Genomic DNA, 17,762 nt, shown 5'->3' on the forward strand with positions numbered 1-17,762 from the left:
CACGTTGGATGCACCTGCAACATCTGGAGAGGACCACGTCTGTGACCGACCCGAGTAATCTCGGTTGGCTGCTGGATAGCTTCGCGAGCCGCACCCCCGACGTCAGCCATGCGCTGGCGATCTCCACCGACGGACTCGTGCTGGCCCATACCCGGGCGCTGCCCCGGGACCGGGCCGACCAGCTCGCCGCCACCGGCAGTGGTCTCGTCGCCCTTCTTGCCGGCGCCGCCCGCTTCTTCGAGGCCGGTCAGGTCATCTCCAACGTGACCCAGCTCGACGGCGGGTTCATGTTCTGCATGGCGTTCAGCGACGGCGCGTCGATGCTCGTGCTCGCCTCGCCCAACGCCGACGTGGGCAAGGTGTCGTACGAGATGACGGAACTGGCCAACCGGATCGGCGACGCGCTGACCCCCGCTGTCCGGGGCCCGTCGTGACCGGTCCGGAGCGAAGCGGAGGGGCCGGTCACCGGCCAGCACAGCCCTTACGGTCACGCAACCGACGAGCGCAGCGGGGAGGGCGCGTGACCGGTCCGGAGCGAAGCGGAGGGGCCGGTCGCCAGCCGGCACAGCCATACGGTCACGCGACCGGTGAGTGCAGCGAGGAGTACGCGTGACCGATCCGCACCGCCGCGGCCGTCCGACCGCGGTCAAGATCATCATCGCGGGTGGTTTCGGCGCGGGCAAGACCACCCTGGTCGGCGCGATCTCCGAGATCCCGCCGGTCACGACCGAGGCCGTCATGACCGCCGCCAGCATCGAGCATGACGACGCCTCCCTGGTGCCCGACAAGGGCAGCACCACGGTGGCGATGGACTTCGGCCGCATCACGCTCTACTCCGACCTCGTCCTCTACCTCTTCGGTACGCCGGGCCAGAAACGCTTCTGGTTCATGTGGGACGAGCTGTGCCGGGGCGCGATCGGGGCGGTCGTCATCGCCGACACCCGGCGCCTGGCCGACTGTTTCGGGGCCATCGACTACTTCGAGAACCGCCGGCTGCCGTACGTCGTCGCCGTCAACAACTTCGAAGGCGCGTCGCGCTACCACCTCGAGGACATCCGAGAAGCCCTGGCCGTCCACCGGAGCGTGCCGATGCTCGACGCCGACGTGCGTTCCCGGGCGTCGGCCAAGGAGATCCTCGTCGCCGTGACCGAGCACGCCCTCGCGCAGCGCGCCGGCGTTCGCCGCTAGAAAAACCCCCCTCAAGGAGAAGAATGTCTCTGCAACGACGCTTGGTCAGCATCACGCTGGCCACCGGCCTGGTGCTCGCGGGCGCCGGGTGTGCCAAGGACGACGACCCGAAGTCCGACAGCGCCGCTGCGGCGTCCACCCTCAAGATCGGCTTCCTCGGCTCGCTCAGCGGCACCTACCAGGCGGTCGGAACTGACCTGAAGAACGGTCTGGACCTGTACCTCAAGATGCACGACAACAAGCTCGGCGGCCACCCGATCGACCTCAAGGTGGGCGACGAGGGCGACGGCGCGGCGACCGCCGTGCCGGCCGCGACGAAGCTGATCAAGGACGAGAAGGTCGTCGCCGTGACCGGCATCGTCGGCGGTGGCTCGGTCGCCGCCGTCGCGCCGCTGCTGAGCGAGGCGAAGATCCCGCTGATCGGCTCCAACGGCCGCCCCGAGCTCAAGGACCTCACCGGGGTGTGGACGACGAGCTTCATGTCCTCCGACCCGGGCTCCTCGATCGCGCAGTACATCAAGGACAAGGTCGCCGGCCCGGTCTACGCGATCGGCCCGGACTACCAGGGTGGCTACGACGAGGTCGGCGGCTTCACCAACGAGTTCGCCAAGATCGGCGGCCAGCTGGCCAACCCGGGCGGCAAGACGCAGTGGACGCCCTTCCCGCAGACGACGAACTTCCTGCCGTACTTCAGCCAGATCAAGTCCAGCGGGGCCAAGGCGGTCTACACCTTCTACGCCGGTAAGGCCGCGATCGACTTCGTCAAGCAGTACAAGCAGTCCGACGCGAAGGACATCCCGCTGTACGGCGCCTTCATCACCGAGGGCTCGGTGCTGCAGGCCGAGGGCGACGCTGCCCGCGACGTCTACACCGTGTGCAACTACTCGCCCGACCTCGACAACGAGGAGAACCGCAAGTTCGTCGCCGCGTGGCGCCAGGCCTACCCGAACGCCACCCCCACCACCTACGCGATGGCGTCCTACGACGCGGCCGCGGTGCTGGACCGGGCGATCGGCGCGGCCGGGGCCAACCCGACGCCGGAGTCGATCAACGAGCAGGTCGGCAAGCTGGGCCAGATCTCCAGCCCGCGCGGGCAGTGGCAGTTCGGCAAGAACCACGCCCCGATCCAGAAGTGGTACCTGCGCCAGGTCCGCAACGACGGCCGCGCCGTCGCGAACGTGCTGGTCCAGGACCTCGCCACGGTCGGCGCCTAGTCCCTTGGGCGACTACCTGATCCCGGCGGTCGACGGCGTGGCCTACGGCCTGTTGCTGTTCGTCGTCGCCGCCGGGCTCACCCTCGCCTTCGGCGTCGGTGATGTGCTCAACCTGGCGCACGGGACGCTCTACGCGTTCGGCGCCTATGCCGCCGCGAAGATCAGCGACGGCAGCTGGGGCTCGCTCGCGCTCGCGGTGCTCGTCGGCGCCGCGACCGCGGGCGCCGGCGGCGTGGTGCTGTCGGCCCTGCTCGTCCCGCTGGCAAACCGCGGCCACCTGACCCAGGCGCTGCTGACGTTCGGGGTCGCGCTGGTGGCCGGCGACCGGTTCGTCGCCATCTTCGGCAAGGACGAGCTGGGCGTGGCCGTGCCGCAGGCGCTCGACCGGTCGGTGCACCTGGCCGGGCACGACTATCCGGCGTACCGCCTGGCCTTCATCGCCGTCGCGGTGCTCCTCGCCGCCGGGCTCGGCCTGCTGGTGACCCGGTCCCGGGCGGGCGGGCTGATCCGCGCCACCGTGGACGACCGCGAGATGGTCGCGATGCTCGGCGTCTCCCCGTTCGCGGTGCGCACCAGCGTCCTGGCCGGCTCGGGCGCCCTGGCGGGCCTGGCCGGCGCGCTCGGCGCCCCGATCATCGGCCCCGGCCCGCGCGTCGCCGACCTGGTCCTCATGCTCTCCCTCGTCGTCGTGGTGCTCGGCGGCATGGGCTCGATCGTCGGCGCCTTCGTCGCGGCCGTCGCGGTCGGCGAGATCCAGAACGTCGTCGGCCCGAACTGGCCGGCCGTCGCCCCGTTCGCGCTCTTCGGCGCCATGGCCCTCGCCCTGGCCGCCCGGGCCCGCGGCCTGCTGCCCTCGGGGCGCTCGGCATGACCCGCACCTGGAAGCTCGTCGCCGGGCTCGGCACGGCGGCCCTGCTCGCGCTGCTGGTCTCCTTCGCGTGGACGCTGGACGACTACGCGAACAAGACGGCGGCCAACATCCTCACGGTCGGTCTGCTGGCCGTCAGCGTCGCCCTGCTCACCGGGGCCGCCGGGCTGCCGACGCTGGGGCAGACGGCGCCGTACCTCGTGGGCGCCTACACCACCGCCACCCTGATCCACAACGACGTCGACCTGGGCATCCTGCACCTGCTCGCGGCCGGCGCCGCCGGGGCCCTCTTCGCGCTGGTCACCGCCCCGCTGGTGGTGTACGCCCGCGGCGTCGTGGTCCTCATGATCACCCTCGCGCTGGGCGAGCTCACGTCCACCGTGGCCGGCCAGTGGAAGGCGGTGACGCACGGCACCGACGGCATGCTGGCCCTGGCCAAGGTGACGCCGCTGCCGGGGCTGGTCGAGCTCGATTCGGATCAGCGGGTGTACCTCTACGTGCTCACGGTCGTCACGCTCCTCGTCGCCGGGCTGCTGCTGGTGCTGCGCTCGCCGGCGGGGGCCATGCTGCGGGCCGCCCGCGACGACGCCAAGCGGATGCGGGCCAGCGGGCACCCGGTCGCCGGGTACCTCACCGCGGCCTACGTCGCCGCCGGGTTCCTCGCCGGGGTGGCGGGGGCGCTGCTGGTGACCATGAACTCGTACGTGTCCCCGGGCGACGGCGGCTTCGACGTGAACGCGCTGATCCTGCTGGCCGTGGTCATCGGCGGGGCTACGTCGATGGTCGGTGCGATCGTCGGCGCCGCCCTGGTGGTGCTGACCCGCGACTGGCTGGCCGACGCCGGCCACGCCCCGCTGCTGCTCGGCATCCTGTTCATCGCCTGCGTGTACGTCCTGCCCAACGGCCTGGCCGGCCTGCGCTTCACACGACGGACATCGAAATGATTCTTCGCGTCGAAGGGCTCGGACGGCGCTACGGCGACCTCGCCGCGCTCGACGGGGTCGCCCTGGAGCTGCAGCCGGGGGAGCGGCGGGCCCTCATCGGCCCCAACGGCGCCGGCAAGACCACGCTGCTCAACCTCGTCGCCGGCGCGCTGCGCCCGACCGCCGGGCGGATCGACTTCGCCGGCCGCGACGTGACCCGGATGCCCCCGGCCCGCCGGGCGCGGCTCGGCATCGGCCGCACCCACCAGCACCCGGCCGTCTGGCCCACGCTGAGCGCCGCCGACAACGTGCTCGTCGCCGCGCGGCGCCCGTGGGGCCGGCTGCGCGCGGGGGCCCGCGAGCACCTCGCCGCCGTCGGCCTGGCCGACCAGGCGGGCGTGACGGCCGGCGCGCTCTCCCACGGCCAGCGCCGCCAGCTGGAGCTGGCCATGGCCCTCGCGGGCGCGCCCCGCCTGCTGCTGCTCGACGAGCCGGCGGCCGGCCTGGCCCCGCCGGAGGTGGAGCTGCTCGCCGGGCTCCTCGCCGCGCTGCCCTCCGACGTGGCGGTACTGCTGGTGGAGCACCACCTCGACCTCGTGTACGGCTTCGCCGACCGGGTCACCGTCCTGCACTCGGGCCGGCACGTGCACACCGGCACGGTGGCCGAGACGCGCCGCTCGCCCGAGGTCGCCGCCGCCTACGCGGGAGTGAAGCCGTGACGACCCTGTCGGTGGAAGGCCTGCGGGCGGGCTACGGCGGCGGCACGGTGCTGCACGGGGTGGACCTGAGCGTCCCCTCCGGCACGGCGCTCGCCGTGCTCGGCCGCAACGGCGCCGGCAAGACCACGCTGGTGCACACCATCTGCGGCCTCATCAAGCCCCGGGCCGGCCACGTGCGACTGGACGGCGAGGACCTCGCCGGCCGCCCCGCGCACCGCGTCGCCCGCGCCGGCGTCGCCCTGGTGCCCCAGGGCCGCCGGGTGTTCGCGAGCCTCACGGTCGCCGAGCACCTGCGGTTGTCGCGCCGGAAGGGCGACTGGACGGTACCGCGGGTCCTCGAGCTCCTGCCCCGGCTGGACGAGCGCCGCCGCCACCGCGGCGACCAGCTCTCCGGCGGCGAGGCCCAGATGCTCGCGATCGCCCGCGCCCTGCTGACCCAGCCCCGCCTGCTGCTGCTCGACGAGCCGTGCGAGGGCCTGGCCGTGGACCTCGCCGAGCGGGTCCGGGCGGTCGTGGCCGAGCTGGCCCGCGGCGGCCTGACCGTGCTGCTGGTCGAGCAGCAGCCGGAGCACGCCCTGGCCGTCGCCGACCGGGTCGCCCTGCTCGCCGACGGCGTGGTGGCCTCCACGCACACGGCCGACGAGCTGCGCGCCGACCCGTCGCTGACCGACCACGCCCTGCAGGTGGCCCAGCACTAGCGCCCCGGCTTGCGACAGGCGCTAGCGTCATGACATGGGTGAGTCGGCGCAGTGGTCCAGGTTCGACGACGGCCGCCATGCGCTCGACCTGCTCACCGCCAGCTACCGCCGGCACCAGTTCACCCGGCACAGCCACGTCACGTACGCCATCGGCGTGGTCACCCGCGGCGAGGAGCAGTTCCACTACCGCGGCGAGCTGCGCCGCTCCGGCGTCGGCAGCCTGGCCGTCCTCGAGCCGGACGAGCCCCACGACGGCATGGCCGCGCACCCGGAGGGCTGGGCCTACCGGGTGCTGTACCCGACCGCGGAGATGCTCTTCGACGGCCTCGGCGACGCCCGGCGCCACGCCGTCGGCTTCCGCGACCCGATCATCACCGACCCGCGCAGCGTGCACCTCGTCCGCGCGGCCCACGAGGAGCTGACCGCCGCTCGCGACCCCCTCGCCGCCCACTCCCGCCTGGTGTGGGCCTTCGAGGCGGTCATCCAGCGCCACGGCTCCCTGCGCCCGGCGGACCCGGGGATGCGCGCGTCGGACCCGGCCGCGGCCCGCAAGGTCGCCGAGATCCGCGACCGCCTGCTGGCCGACCTGCGCTGCCCGCCCAGCCTGCGCGAGCTGGCCGCCGGCGTGGAGCTGTCCCCGTTCCACATGCTGCGCGTCTTCCGGGCCGCCACCGGCTTCCCGCCGCACGCCTGGCTGGTCCTGGAGCGCGTCTGCCACGCCCGCGCCCTGCTCGCCGCCGGCCGCACCCCGGCCGAGGTGTCCGCCGCCACCGGCTTCGCCGACCAGGCCCACCTGACCCGCTGGTTCAAGCGGGTGACCGGCGTCACCCCGGCCGCATTCCGCAACAGCGTTCAAGACGCGACCCGCCCCCCGGCCGTGGAATCGGGGGCATGAGTCGTCGTGGCTGGATCCTCTTCGGCGCCATGTGCGTCGTGTGGGGCATCCCGTACCTGCTGATCAAGGTCGCGGTCCGCGAGATCGGCCCGGCCGAGCTGGTCTTCCTCCGCACCGCCGTGGGCGCCCTGCTGCTGCTCCCCGTCGCGCTGGCCCGCCGCGAGCTGCGCGCCTCCCTGCGCCCGTGGCTGCCGCTGCTCGCCTACACGATCGTGGAGATCGGTCTGCCGTGGCTGCTGCTCTCCGACGCCGAGCGGCACGCCGACAGCTCCTTCACCGGCCTGGTCATCGCCGGCGTACCGCTGGTCGCCGCCGTCATCGCCCGCTTCGGCCCGGGCGCGGAGCGCCTCACCGCCCTGCGCGTGGCCGGCCTGCTGATCGGCCTGGCCGGCGTCGCGCTGCTGCTCGGCTTCCACGCCACCGGCACCGGCCCGCGCCCCCTGATCGAGCTCGTCGGCGTGGTGATCTGCTATGCCGCCGGCCCGCTCATCATCGAGCGCTGGCTCTCGGACGTGCCGCGCTACGGCGTGGCGGCCGCGTCCCTGGTGGTCGGGGCGCTGCTGTTCGCGCCGGTCGCCGTCCCGAGCCTGCCGTCCCTGGCCCGCCACGCCACCCTGCGCCCGCTGCTGGCCGCCCTGGCCCTGGCGGTCATCTGCACGGCGCTCGCCTTCGTGCTCTTCTTCGCGCTGGTGGCCGAGGTGGGCGGCGTACGCGCCACCGTCATCACCTTCGTCAACCCGGCCGTCGCGGTGGTGCTCGGCGCGCTGGTCCTGGGCGAGGAGGTGACCGTGCTGACCGGCGCGGCCTTCGCCCTGATCCTGGCCGGCTCGGTCCTGGCCACGCGGCACCCGGCGCCCGCGAAGGAGCTGGCGACGGCCTCGTGAGCCGGGCATTTGCGGCATGTCGGGCGCTGGCGCGCCACGACATGCCGGACTTATAACCCGACAGGCGAAAAATCCGATAAGTCGTGGCACGTAGTGCCCGACTTATCGGATTTCATCGCTTCTCCGCGGTGCCCAGCGCGGGGATCAGCCGTGCTTGCGGGCCCGGGCGGTCTCCCGCTGGTTGGCCCGCATCGGGGCCTCCACGAGCTCCGCCTTCGTCATCCGCGACCGTCCCGGGATGTCCAGCCGGGCGGGCCAGCTCGAGCAGGTGCTGCCTCGAGGCGTTGGCGTCCACGCCCTCCGCGGTGCGCCGCGGCCGGTTCCGGGCCGCGGCGCCGCGCTGGGCGGCCTGGGCGTCGCTCGGGCCGCTCTCCTTCTTGGGCTCCCAGTGGTCGCCGACCTTCTCGTACGTGTGCTTGAGCGCCGTGAAGGCCGTCCGATGCGCCCGCTCGCCCTCGCCGTAGCGTTCGGCGGCGGCGTCGTGGGTCTCCCGCCACGTCGCCCGGGCGTGCCGGTCGGAGCGTCGCACCGTGGACGGCAGGCCGGTCTCGCCGCGGCGCTCGGGAGCCATCAGGTCACCAGTTCTTCATCCAGGGCAGCCGCGCGTCCAGCCAGTCCTTGAGCCGGGCCACCTGGTCGGTGTGGTTGTCGAGCCAGCTGACCTGGCCGGTCATGGCGATGATGCCGAAGACGACGGCGGTACCGCTGAACAGCACCCCCAGCGTCCCCAGCCCCCGGCCGGCCACGTTGGGCCGCACGCCCGCGATGATGCCGCCGAACGAGAACAGCAGGCCGAGCGCGCCCGCCGCGATCGCCCACGGGGCGAGGATGCCGGTGAGGGCCGCGCCCACGCCGACGACGCCGAAGAAGAAGCCGGCCACGGCGAGCAGGCTGACCCGGGCGGGGGCCTGGCGCACCGGCAACGGCTCGGTGACCTCGTCGGTGACCGGGGCGGCCACCGGCTCGCGGTCGATGCTGCGGCGCACGGTGGTCGCGTCGCGCTGGCGGTCCGTCGTGCGGGCCGCCGGGACCGTGGCGACCTCGGCGCGGTCGTCCACCCCGTTGCCGTCCTTGTCGTGCTTGGTGCCGAGGCGCCACGTGCTGGTCTCGGCGGCCGCCTCGCGGCGGTCGTCGACGCCGTCGCCGTCCTTGTCGTGCTTGCGGCCGAGACGCCAGGTACGGGTCTCCGTCGCCGCCTCGGCGCGGTCGTCCACGCCGTCCCCGTCCCGGTCGGTGACCGGGCGCCCGGTGCGGTCGTCGAGGCCGTCACCGTCGCGGTCGGTCGCCGCGCGACCGCCGAACAGCTGCCCGATGCGTGCCACTGTGAGCTCACCTCCTGGGATGCGCCCGGGTGCCGGGCGAATGCCATTCGGCTACCCAGGCACGAAGGTTCTCAATCTCCGGGTGCACCGTTTGGGGGGAGTTTGGCCGGGTACCTCCGCTTTTATGGATGCCATGCAGCGAGGAAACACGAAACACGGCGCTGTCGTGGACGACAACCTACGCCGTGAGGCCCAGTGGGAGGTGCGCCAGGTCGATCCCGAAGGGGAGGGCGCGCGCGGCGGCGGCGCCCCGGTGGGCATGACCGCCGACGACGTGGAGGCGCGCAGCAACCTGGGCCGGTTCATCCCGATGTCGAGCCTGCCCGGCGACCGCGACGACCTGATCGCCGGCGCCTCAGAGATGAACGCGCCGGACGAGGTGCTCGACGTGCTCGAGCGGCTGCCGGAGCACGTCGGCTTCGAGACCGTCAACGAGGTCTGGGCGGCGCTGGGCGGCCGGAACGAGGATCCGGCCCGGCGTCCCTAGCGCCGGCGGCCGCAGCGCCGGCGGTGACTGACTCAGGCGCGGCCGGAGCCGGCCGCGCGGCGGCGGCCGGCCCGATGGTCCACCAACGCATCGTGAGTTCCTCCTGCACGCGGGCCGGTCCCGGGAAGCCGCACGCCGCCGGGACCGGGTCCGTGGATGGGCACTGCGGGCCGTCAGTCGGCGAGGATGGCGTACAGCTTCCGGCGCGTCTCGGTGAGCACCTCGAGCGCCGCGGCCCGCTGCTCGCTGGTCCCGTTGAACCCCACCTGCCGCAGCGCGTCCATGATGCCGAAGGCGGCGTCGCGGAACTCCTGCGCCTGCGAGACGTTCTCGTCGCCGTACTCCTGCCACGGCGCGTTCTGCGCCGCGCTCTCGGCCTCCGGGCGGCCGGTGTCGGTGAGCACGAAGCGCTTGCGCCCGCCGCTCTCCTCGGCCTGGATGAGGCCCTCGTCCTCGAGCATCTGCAGCGTCGGGTACACCGAGCCGGGGCTCGGCCGCCAGATGCCCCCCGTGCGCTGCTCGAGCTCCTGGATCATCTCGTAGCCGTGCATCGGCCGCTCGTGCAGCAGCGCGAGGACGGCCTGCCGGACGTTGGGCCGCCCGCCGCGGGAGCGCCCGCGGCCGTGGCCGGGCCCGTGCCCGTGGTGTTGCCCCCAGCCGCGCCCGCCACCGGGCGGGAACGGCGGGATGAAGCTGCCGAACCCGCGTTGCCACGAGCCGGCGTCGAAGAATCCGTGTCGCGACCTCATGATCGCATCCCCCATTCGTCGAACCATCGTTTGATAGTTCGACGATATATCGGAAACCTATCGGCGACAACCCTTCCCGATAGTCGGAGTCCGCGAGCAGGAACGGGCACGGACCGTTAAAACGTGAAATGTCCGATAAGTCGTGGCGCGGCAGCGCCCGACTTATCGGACAAAAAGCACGAGACCTACAGCTCGATGACCGTTCGCAGCACCTCGCCCCGCTCCATCTTGTGGAAGGCGGCCTCCACGTCGCCCAGCGAACCGGTCTCGGTCACGAACTTCTCCAAGGGGAGGCGGCCCTGCCGGTACAGGTCGACGAGCATCGGGAAGTCCCGCGAGGGCAGGCAGTCGCCGTACCAGCTGGACTTGAGCGCCCCGCCCCGCCCGAACACCTCCAGGAACGGCAGGGTCAGCTGCATGTCGGGGCGCGGCACCCCCACGAGCACCACCGTGCCGGCCAGGTCCCGGGCGTAGAAGGCCTGCTCGTACACCTGCGGCAGCCCCACCGCCTCGACCACCACGTCGGCGCCGAAGCCGCCGGTCAGGGACCGGATCGCCTCGACCGGGTCGGTCTCGCGGGAGTTGACGACGTGGGTGGCGCCGAAGTCGGTGGCCCACTGCAGCTTGCGGGGGTCCACGTCGACGCCGATGATCGTCGACGCGCCGGCCAGGCGGGCGCCGGCGACGGCGGCGTTGCCGACCCCGCCGCAGCCGAAGACGGCCACCGAGTCGCCGCGCCCGACGTTGCCGGTGTTGACGGCGGCGCCGATGCCGGCCATGACGCCGCAGCCGAGCAGGCCGGCGACCGTGGCGGGGGCCTGCGGGTCGACCTTGGTGCACTGGCCGGCGGCGACCAGCGTGTGCTTGAGGAACGCGCCGATGCCCAGGGCGGGGGACAGCGGCGTGCCGTCGGTCAGGGTCATCTTCTGCTTGGCGTTGTGGGTGTTGAAGCAGTACCACGGGCGCCCCCGCAGGCAGGCGCGGCACTGCCCGCACACGGCGCGCCAGTTGAGGATCACAAAGTCGCCGGGGGCCACGTCGGTGACGTCGGGGCCGACCGACTCGACCACGCCGGCCGCCTCGTGGCCGAGCAGGAACGGGAAGTCGTCGCTGATACCGCCCTCGCGGTAGTGCAGGTCGGTGTGGCAGACGCCGCAGGCCTGGACCTCGACTCGCGCCTCACCCGGGCCGGGCTCGGGTACGACGATGGTCTCCAGGCTCACCGGGCGGCCCTTGCCCAGCGCGACGACGCCTTGCGTCTGAATAGGCATACCGACGGTCCTATCAGAGAATGTCGGCCATGACGGCGGATCAACTGCAGCAAGTTGCGAAAGAGCGCTTCGGCTGGGACCGGCTGCGGGACGAGCAGCTGCGGGCGATGGAGGCGCTCATGGCCGGGCGCGACGCCCTGGCCGTGCTGCCCACCGGGGCCGGGAAGTCCGCCATCTACCAGGTGCCGGCCCCGCTGCTGCCCGGGCCGACCATCGTCGTGTCGCCGCTGCTGGCACTGCAGCAGGACCAGATCGCCTCGCTGACCGCGCGTCACCACGAGTCCCTCGTCGCCGTGCGGCTGTCCTCCGCCGAGGGCAAGAGCGAGCGGGAGGAGGCCCTCGAGGCGCTGCGGGCCGGCGACGCCGAGTTCGTGTTCCTCACCCCGGAGCAGTTCGCCGACCCGGCCCGGGTCAAGCAGATCAAGGCGCTCAAGCCGAGCCTGATCGCGGTCGACGAGGCGCACTGCGTCTCGGCCTGGGGCCACGACTTCCGGCCGGACTACCTGCAGCTCGGGCAGTTCATCCGGGAGCTGGGCCGCCCGCCGGTGGTGGCGCTGACCGCGACCGCCTCGCCGCCGGTGCGCGAGGACATCGTCGAGCGCCTCGGCATGCGCGACCCGGAGGTCGTGGTCACCGGGCTGGACCGATCCAACCTGTACCTCGAGTCGGTCCACTGCCCCGACGAGGAGACCCGCTACCGGCGCCTGGTCGCGCGCATCCGGGAGTCGGCCCCGCCCGGCATCGTCTACGCCCCGACCCGCCGGGCCACCGAGGAGCTGGCCGAGCGGCTCACCAAGGAGGGCATCGAGGCCGTCGCCTACCACGGCGGGATGAGCGCCGGCGAGCGCGAGCGGGCCCACGAGGCCTTCCTCGCTGACGAGGTACCGGTCATGGTGGCCACCACCGCCTTCGGCATGGGCATCGACAAGCCGAACATCCGGTGGGTCAACCACGTCTCGCTGCCGGACTCCCCGGACTCGTACCTGCAGGAGATCGGGCGCGCCGGGCGCGACGGGCAGCCGGCGCACGTCCTGCTGCTGCACCGTACCGAGGACAGCGGCCTGCGGAAGTTCTTCACCAACGTGAGCGTGGACCGCGACGAGGTCGCCTCGCTCGCCGCCCTGCTGCGCGCGGCCGGCGAGCCGCTCACCCGCGACGAGCTCGAGGAGCGCACCGGCCTCGGCGAGCGCAAGCTCGGGCAGCTGCTGGCCCTGCTGGAGGAGGTCGGCGGGGCGCGCATGCTGCACGGGGGCAAGGTGAAGGCCCCGCGCTGGGCGCCCACCCCGGCGAAGGCGGCCGAGCTGGCCGAGGCGCAGGCGGAGCGGCAGCAGACGGTCTCCCGCTCGCGGCTGGACATGATGCGCGGCTTCGCGGAGACCGGGCAGTGCCGGGGCAGGACGCTGCTGGCGTACTTCGGCGAACACCTCGACACCACGTGCGGCCACTGCGACAACTGCACGGACGGCAGCGCCGCGGCCGGGCTGGCCGCCGCCGAGGACGCGCCCTTCCCGGTGCACAGCGAGGTCCGGCACGGCGAGTGGGGCAAGGGGATGGTGATGTCCTACGCCGGCGAGCAGATGACGGTGCTGTTCGAGCAGGTGGGGTACAAGACGCTCTCCGTGCCGGTGGTCAAGCAGCACCGGCTGCTGCGGAAGGCGTAGCGCCGCGCAGCACGCCGCCGGAGGAGGTGAGCACCTCGTCGAGGTCGGCGGCCGGCAGCGGGCGGGAGAAGTGGTACCCCTGCGCCTGCGGGCAGTCCAGCTGGCGCAGCCGCTCCGCCTGCTCCGGGGTCTCCACCGCCTCGGCGATGGAGCTCAGCCGCAGGCTGTTGCCGAGCTCGACGATGGCCCGGGTGAACGCCATCTCCTCGGCCAGCCCGCCCTCCGGCGTGAAGGCCCGGTCGATCTTGAGGATGTCGACCGGGAGGTGGCGCAGGTAGGCCAGGGACGAGTACCCCGTCCCGAAGTCGTCGACGGCCACCCGTACACCTTCGGCCCGAAGCGTCGTGAGCAGCGCCGTGACGTCGCCGGAGGACGGCCCGGCCGAGACCAGCACGGTCTCGGTGATCTCCAGGATCAGCGCGGAGCCGGGCAGCCCGGCCTCGCGCAGCGCCGAGATCACGGTGGCGGCGAAGTCGGGCTCGCGCAGCTGGCGGCCGGAGACGTTCACGGTGACGGAGATGCCGAAGCGCTCGTGCCACGTGCGCACGTCCCGGCACGCGCGGCGCAGCACCCAGGCGCCGATCGGGACGATGATGCCGTACTGCTCGGCCACCGGGATGAAGTCCAGCGGGGGCACCGGCCGCCCGTCGCGGGTCCAGCGCAGCAGCGCCTCGACCGCGGTCACCCGGCCCGTGCTCAGGTCGACCACCGGCTGGTAGTTGACCGTGAACTCTTCGTTGGCCACCGCCCGGCGCAGGTCGGCGGCGACGCGCATGTGCTCCGTGCGCTCGCGGGCGAGGCTCGGGTCGTAGGCGGCCAGCCGGTTCTTGCCGGCCGCCTTGGCCGCGTACAGCGCCAGGTCCGCGTTGCGCAGCGCCTCGGCCGGCGTGCTGGGCGCGGCGAAGAGCAGCGAGCCGACGGAGGCCGTCACCGAGAGGTCCCGCTCGTGCACCACGATCGGCCGCTCGAGCTCGTCGATGATCAGCTGCCCGGCCCGGGCCACGCGGGCCGCGGTGGCGTCCTCCATGAGGATCGCGAACTCGTCGCCGCCGAGGCGCGCGAGGGTGTCAGAGGTGCCGACCACCCCGAGCAGCCGGACCGCCACCTCGATGAGCAGGGCGTCGCCGGTCGGGTGGCCGTAGGTGTCGTTGACGTCCTTGAAGCCGTCCAGGTCGAGCAGCAGCAGGCCGTGCGGGCCGCCGGTGCGGGCCAGCGCGTGCTCGAGCCGCTCCTGCAGCAGCGCCCGGTTGCCCAGGCCGGTCAGCGCGTCGTGCAGCGCCCGGTGGCTGAGCTGCTGGCGCAGGGCCTCCTGCTCGCGCAGCGCCGCGGCCAGCGTGCCGGCCTGGGCGTCCAGGTCGCGGACCCGGCGGTTGGCCAGCCGGACCAGCTGGCTGAGCCGGGCGATGAGCAGCACCGAGGTGACGACGGAGGTGGCCAGCGGGACGAGCACCCACCAGCGCGACGGCAGCGGGTCGGCGACCAGCAGCATGGTGATCGCCACGGCCGGGCCGACGAGGGCGAGCACGGAGTACAGGTACACCCGGTGCGCGGGGATGACCTGCTGCACGCGCTCGGGCCGGCCGGCCGCCAGCGGCATCGAGGGGTGCAGGGCGGCGGTGCCGATGAGGATGTACGCGCACAGGTACAACGCCGTCGAGTAGCTGTCGCCGCCGGCGTTGCCGGTCCAGGCCAGGGCCACGTAGTAGACCACGTCGCCGGCGATGACCGCGCACAGCGCCGACGACACGAGCAGGTGCGCCGGGTTGCGCACGCTGCTGGTGAAGATCATGCGCGCGGTGAGCACCACGAGGACGAGGTCGATGGTGACGTACGTCAGGTAGTTCGACCCGTGCGCCCGGTCCACGTGCTGCTCGAACAGCAGCGGGTGCACGATGAACGTCCAGCACAGCGCGGCCACCCCGGAGGCCACGATCCCGGAGTCGATGAACCGCTCGGCCCGGGGCCGTCCCGGGTCCGGCCGCACCCAGGCCAGCGTGCCGACGGCCATGAGCAGGTAGGAGGCCAGGAACGGCACGTCCTTGAACGCGGGCACGCCCACGTGCCCGGTGATCTGGTACTGCACCGCCCAGGTGACCGCGGCCAGCACGGAGCAGCCGATCGCGCCGGCGAAGACCATCCAGCAGCGCCGGTCCGGCGGCCGGTAGCGGCGCACCCCGGCCAGCACGGCCGCCGCGGCGCTCACCCCGGCCAGGGTGTACAGCCCCTGCCGGGCGAGCACCGGCAGGAACCCGCCGGCGGCGACGGCGCCGAGGCCTACGGCCGCGTACCAGCGCCATGCGACCATCGGACTCCCTGGGACATTTTTCGCTGAAACGGCTGACGTCCTATCGGCAGCCGGGACGCGGAACTGAGGGCGGCCGGATGATGGGTGGCGGGATTCGCGCCGCGGCGCGGGGGTAGGGGGCTCCGATGAAGGTCGCACTGCTCGGCCCGATCGCCTGGCGCACGCCGCCGCGGGCGTACGGGCCGTGGGAACAGGTCGTGTCGCTGCTCGCCGACGGCCTCGTGGCCCGCGGCGTCGACGTCACCCTCTTCGCAAGCCTCGACTCGATCACCGCGGCCCGCCTCGACGGGGTCGTCGAGCACCCGTACAACGAGGACGCCAGCTACGACGGGCGCGTCTGGGAGGCGATACACGTCGCGCACTGCTACGCCCGCAGCGGCGAGTTCGACCTGGTGCACAACAACCTCGACTGGCTGCCCCTGGCGATGAGCGAGTTCTGCCGCAGCCGGCTCCTCACCACCGTGCACGGGTTCTGCTCGCCGTCGATCCTGCCGGCCTACCAGCGGGCCCGCTCGGCCTACGTGTCCATCTCCGACGCCGACCGTGGCCCCGGCCTGGACTACGCGGCGACCATCTATCACGGCATCGACCCGCGGCAGTTCCCGTTCCGCGCCGAGCCGGGGGAGGCGCTGGTCGCCTTCGGCCGCATCCACCCGGACAAGGGCACCGCGGAGGCCGTCCGGATCGCCCGCGCGGCCGGCCGGCGGCTGCTCATCTGCGGGCCGGTGCACGACGGGCGGTACCACGAGGAAGAGGTCATGCCGCTCGTCGACGGCGACCAGATCGTCTACGGCGGCAACGTCGGCCCGGCCGAGCGCGCGGAGATCCTGGGCGGCGCCGCCGCGCTGCTGCACCCGATCGGCTTCGCCGAGCCGTTCGGGCTCTCCGTGGTGGAGGCGATGGCCTGCGGTACCCCGGTCGTGGCCTATCCGCTCGGCTCGATGCCCGAGGTCGTCGACGAGGGCGTCACCGGCTACCTCGCGAACAACGCCGCCGAGGCGGCCAGCGTGCTCGACGACGCGCTCAAGCTCGACCGGGCCCGGGTGCGCGCCCGCGCCCTGGAGCGCTTCTCGGCCGACCGCATGGTCGACGACTATCTGCGCCTCTACCAGCGAATCCTGGCTTGATTCCCTCAAGCCCCCTGGCGGGTGGCCGAACCTTCACAGTGTGCGGCGCCCGCGGCTTCTGACGCGGTAACGCGGACGGCTCGGCTCCGGCAGCGACGTGGCAGGCTGCCGGGGCCGACGCCTTCCGTGATCGAATGCTGGCGCTGCGTCAACGGTGTCCCTAAGCTCCCAGGGCGGAGGGATACTGTGAGTGCTGTCGATGTCACGGACCGGCTGGACGCGGTCGAGCGGCTGATCGCCGCCTGGGACTTCCCGGGCGCCCGGGAGGTCGTCCAGGAGGTGCTGGACGAGCAGGACCTGAGCGACGACGACCGGCTGACCACCCGGCGCCTGCTCGCCGAGGTGCTGCGCGAACTGGGCGAGCTCGACCGGGCCTACGACCTGGCCGAGGCCGTGGCCGCGCAGGCCGAGCGCCGCTACGGCCAGGTCCACCCGGCCACCGTCCACGCCGTCGCCGTGCTGGCCGCCGTCCGGCACGACTACGACGAGTGGGACGAGGCCGAGCGGCTCTACCACCGGGTCCTGGACAGTGGCATCGACGAGGAGGGCGACGCGCCGGTCTGCCGGGCCGTGCGCCTGGCCCGGGTCAACCTGGCGCTGCTGCAGCGCGACCGGGGCGAGACCGGGCTCGCGCTGAGCATGCTCAATGCCGCCTACGTGATCCACCGGCGCGAGTACGGCGCCGACGACCTCGACACCATCCGCATCGCCGCCGAACTGGCCGGGCTGCAGCACGCGCAGGGCGACGTGGCGGCCGCGCGGCGGCTGTTCACGCTCGCCCACGCGGCGGCGCGGGCGCGGCTGGGCACCCGGCACCCGTTCACCAAGGCGGTGGAGTGGGAGCTGGCCGCGGTGGAGCCGCCGATGCCCTCGGCCCCGGTGACCGCCCCGCCCGTGATCGACCCCGTCCGGGTGGTCGCCGAAAAGCCGCCGCCGTCTCCGCGCCAGGCGTGGTCCGCGTGGCCGCTGGTGTCCGTGGTGGTCGTGCTCGTCGCCGCGTCGGTACTGGCCGTGCTCCTGCTGTGGCACCGCCCCTCCGGCGCGCCCGCCCTGCCGGCCGCGGCCTCGGCGCCGGTGTCCCTCTTCGCCGTCCCGTCGGTGTCCGTCTTCTCCGCCCCGCCGGTGTCCGTCTTCTCCGTCCCGCCGGGGGTGCGCGACCTACGGCTCGTCGACGGGCGGACGAAGCTCACGGTCACCTGGGCCGCGCTGCCGGTGACCGTGGTGATCGCCCTGTCGAAGGCGAGCGCGCCCGCGGTTGTGGTGGGGAACGCACCGGCGGGCACGGGGGAGTACGAAATCCGCGACATCGCGCCCGGAGTGCCCTATTGCGTGGTCGTCGGCCCGCTCGACGACAGGGCGTCGGTGACCCCCGCGGCCTCGGTGTGCACGGGTGTTCGCTGAGGGTGCCGGGAGCCCGGATTGCGTGACCTGGATGGGTATATCGCAAGCTT

The 17,762-nt window shown here is 73.2% G+C and carries 17 protein-coding genes and 1 pseudogene; 13 read left to right on the forward strand and 5 right to left on the reverse strand.

What is annotated here, in order from left to right:
- Positions 1–41 precede the first annotated feature (41 nt).
- From ABD352_RS23295 to ABD352_RS23335, 9 genes are all read left to right on the forward strand, one after another.
- Positions 42–434 carry a roadblock/LC7 domain-containing protein gene (locus ABD352_RS23295; RefSeq protein WP_344614561.1) on the forward strand — a complete coding sequence of 131 codons (393 nt, stop codon included), beginning with the start codon at positions 42–44 and terminating at the stop codon, positions 432–434.
- A gap of 175 nt (positions 435–609) precedes the next feature.
- Positions 610–1,188 (forward strand): GTP-binding protein, encoded by a 579-nt coding sequence (locus ABD352_RS23300; RefSeq protein ID WP_344614562.1) that lies wholly within the window; start codon positions 610–612, stop codon positions 1,186–1,188.
- 23 nt (positions 1,189–1,211) lie between these two features.
- Positions 1,212–2,402, forward strand: a complete 1,191-nt coding sequence (locus tag ABD352_RS23305; protein WP_344614563.1) for an ABC transporter substrate-binding protein — start codon at positions 1,212–1,214, stop codon at positions 2,400–2,402.
- A 4-nt stretch (positions 2,403–2,406) separates the two neighbouring features.
- Positions 2,407–3,273: an ABC transporter permease subunit gene (locus ABD352_RS23310; protein WP_344614564.1), complete on the forward strand. Its 867-nt coding sequence runs from the start codon at positions 2,407–2,409 to the stop codon at positions 3,271–3,273.
- A complete protein-coding gene (locus tag ABD352_RS23315; protein WP_344614565.1) occupies positions 3,270–4,214 on the forward strand; it encodes a branched-chain amino acid ABC transporter permease in 945 nt (314 codons plus the stop codon). Before ABD352_RS23310 ends, ABD352_RS23315 begins: the two co-directional genes overlap by 4 nt.
- Positions 4,211–4,912, forward strand: a complete 702-nt coding sequence (locus tag ABD352_RS23320) for an ABC transporter ATP-binding protein (protein WP_344614566.1) — start codon at positions 4,211–4,213, stop codon at positions 4,910–4,912. The genes ABD352_RS23315 and ABD352_RS23320 overlap by 4 nt, the downstream gene beginning before the upstream one ends.
- Positions 4,909–5,610, forward strand: a complete 702-nt coding sequence (locus tag ABD352_RS23325) for an ABC transporter ATP-binding protein (RefSeq protein ID WP_344614567.1) — start codon at positions 4,909–4,911, stop codon at positions 5,608–5,610. Before ABD352_RS23320 ends, ABD352_RS23325 begins: the two co-directional genes overlap by 4 nt.
- Positions 5,611–5,644: 34 nt before the next feature.
- Entirely contained in the window at positions 5,645–6,505 is an 861-nt protein-coding gene (locus tag ABD352_RS23330) for an AraC family transcriptional regulator (RefSeq protein WP_344614568.1), read from the forward strand.
- On the forward strand, positions 6,502–7,389 hold the full coding sequence (locus ABD352_RS23335) for a DMT family transporter (RefSeq protein WP_344614569.1): 888 nt from the start codon (positions 6,502–6,504) through the stop codon (positions 7,387–7,389). The genes ABD352_RS23330 and ABD352_RS23335 overlap by 4 nt, the downstream gene beginning before the upstream one ends.
- 144 nt (positions 7,390–7,533) lie before the next feature.
- Here ABD352_RS23335 and ABD352_RS23340 read toward each other — a convergent pair.
- Together ABD352_RS23340 and ABD352_RS23345 are read right to left on the reverse strand one after the other, a co-directional pair.
- Positions 7,534–7,960 (reverse strand): annotated as a pseudogene (locus ABD352_RS23340) (ChaB family protein).
- A 4-nt stretch (positions 7,961–7,964) separates the two neighbouring features.
- A complete protein-coding gene (locus tag ABD352_RS23345; RefSeq protein WP_344614570.1) occupies positions 7,965–8,711 on the reverse strand; it encodes a hypothetical protein in 747 nt (248 codons plus the stop codon).
- A gap of 133 nt (positions 8,712–8,844) precedes the next feature.
- Here ABD352_RS23345 and ABD352_RS23350 point away from each other — a divergent pair, with 133 nt between their 5' ends.
- Positions 8,845–9,198 carry a DUF2795 domain-containing protein gene (locus ABD352_RS23350; protein WP_344614571.1) on the forward strand — a complete coding sequence of 118 codons (354 nt, stop codon included), beginning with the start codon at positions 8,845–8,847 and terminating at the stop codon, positions 9,196–9,198.
- Positions 9,199–9,371: 173 nt separating this feature from the next.
- Here ABD352_RS23350 and ABD352_RS23355 read toward each other — a convergent pair whose 3' ends face one another.
- Positions 9,372–9,947, reverse strand: a complete 576-nt coding sequence (locus ABD352_RS23355) for a PadR family transcriptional regulator (protein WP_344614572.1) — start codon at positions 9,945–9,947, stop codon at positions 9,372–9,374.
- Between the two features lie 185 nt (positions 9,948–10,132).
- Entirely contained in the window at positions 10,133–11,218 is a 1,086-nt protein-coding gene (locus ABD352_RS23360; protein WP_344614573.1) for an S-(hydroxymethyl)mycothiol dehydrogenase, read from the reverse strand.
- Between the two features lie 29 nt (positions 11,219–11,247).
- On the opposite strand from ABD352_RS23360, the gene ABD352_RS23365 reads away from it, so the two are divergent.
- The gene (locus tag ABD352_RS23365) at positions 11,248–12,879 is read left to right on the forward strand and encodes a RecQ family ATP-dependent DNA helicase (RefSeq protein WP_344614574.1); all 1,632 of its coding nucleotides are present in this window, start codon (positions 11,248–11,250) and stop codon (positions 12,877–12,879) included.
- On the opposite strand, the gene ABD352_RS23370 is transcribed toward ABD352_RS23365, so the two are convergent.
- A complete protein-coding gene (locus tag ABD352_RS23370; RefSeq protein ID WP_344614575.1) occupies positions 12,848–15,184 on the reverse strand; it encodes a putative bifunctional diguanylate cyclase/phosphodiesterase in 2,337 nt (778 codons plus the stop codon). The two genes, ABD352_RS23365 and ABD352_RS23370, sit on opposite strands and share 32 nt — an antisense overlap.
- A gap of 125 nt (positions 15,185–15,309) precedes the next feature.
- Between ABD352_RS23370 and ABD352_RS23375 the strand changes: the two genes are divergently transcribed.
- Both ABD352_RS23375 and ABD352_RS23380 read left to right on the forward strand, forming a co-directional pair.
- Positions 15,310–16,311 (forward strand): glycosyltransferase family 4 protein, encoded by a 1,002-nt coding sequence (locus ABD352_RS23375; RefSeq protein ID WP_344614576.1) that lies wholly within the window; start codon positions 15,310–15,312, stop codon positions 16,309–16,311.
- A 186-nt stretch (positions 16,312–16,497) separates the two neighbouring features.
- A complete protein-coding gene (locus ABD352_RS23380; protein ID WP_344614577.1) occupies positions 16,498–17,712 on the forward strand; it encodes a tetratricopeptide repeat protein in 1,215 nt (404 codons plus the stop codon).
- Positions 17,713–17,762: the final 50 nt, after the last annotated feature.

Source organism: Dactylosporangium salmoneum (assembly GCF_039532525.1).
Lineage (GTDB): Bacteria > Actinomycetota > Actinomycetes > Mycobacteriales > Micromonosporaceae > Dactylosporangium > Dactylosporangium salmoneum.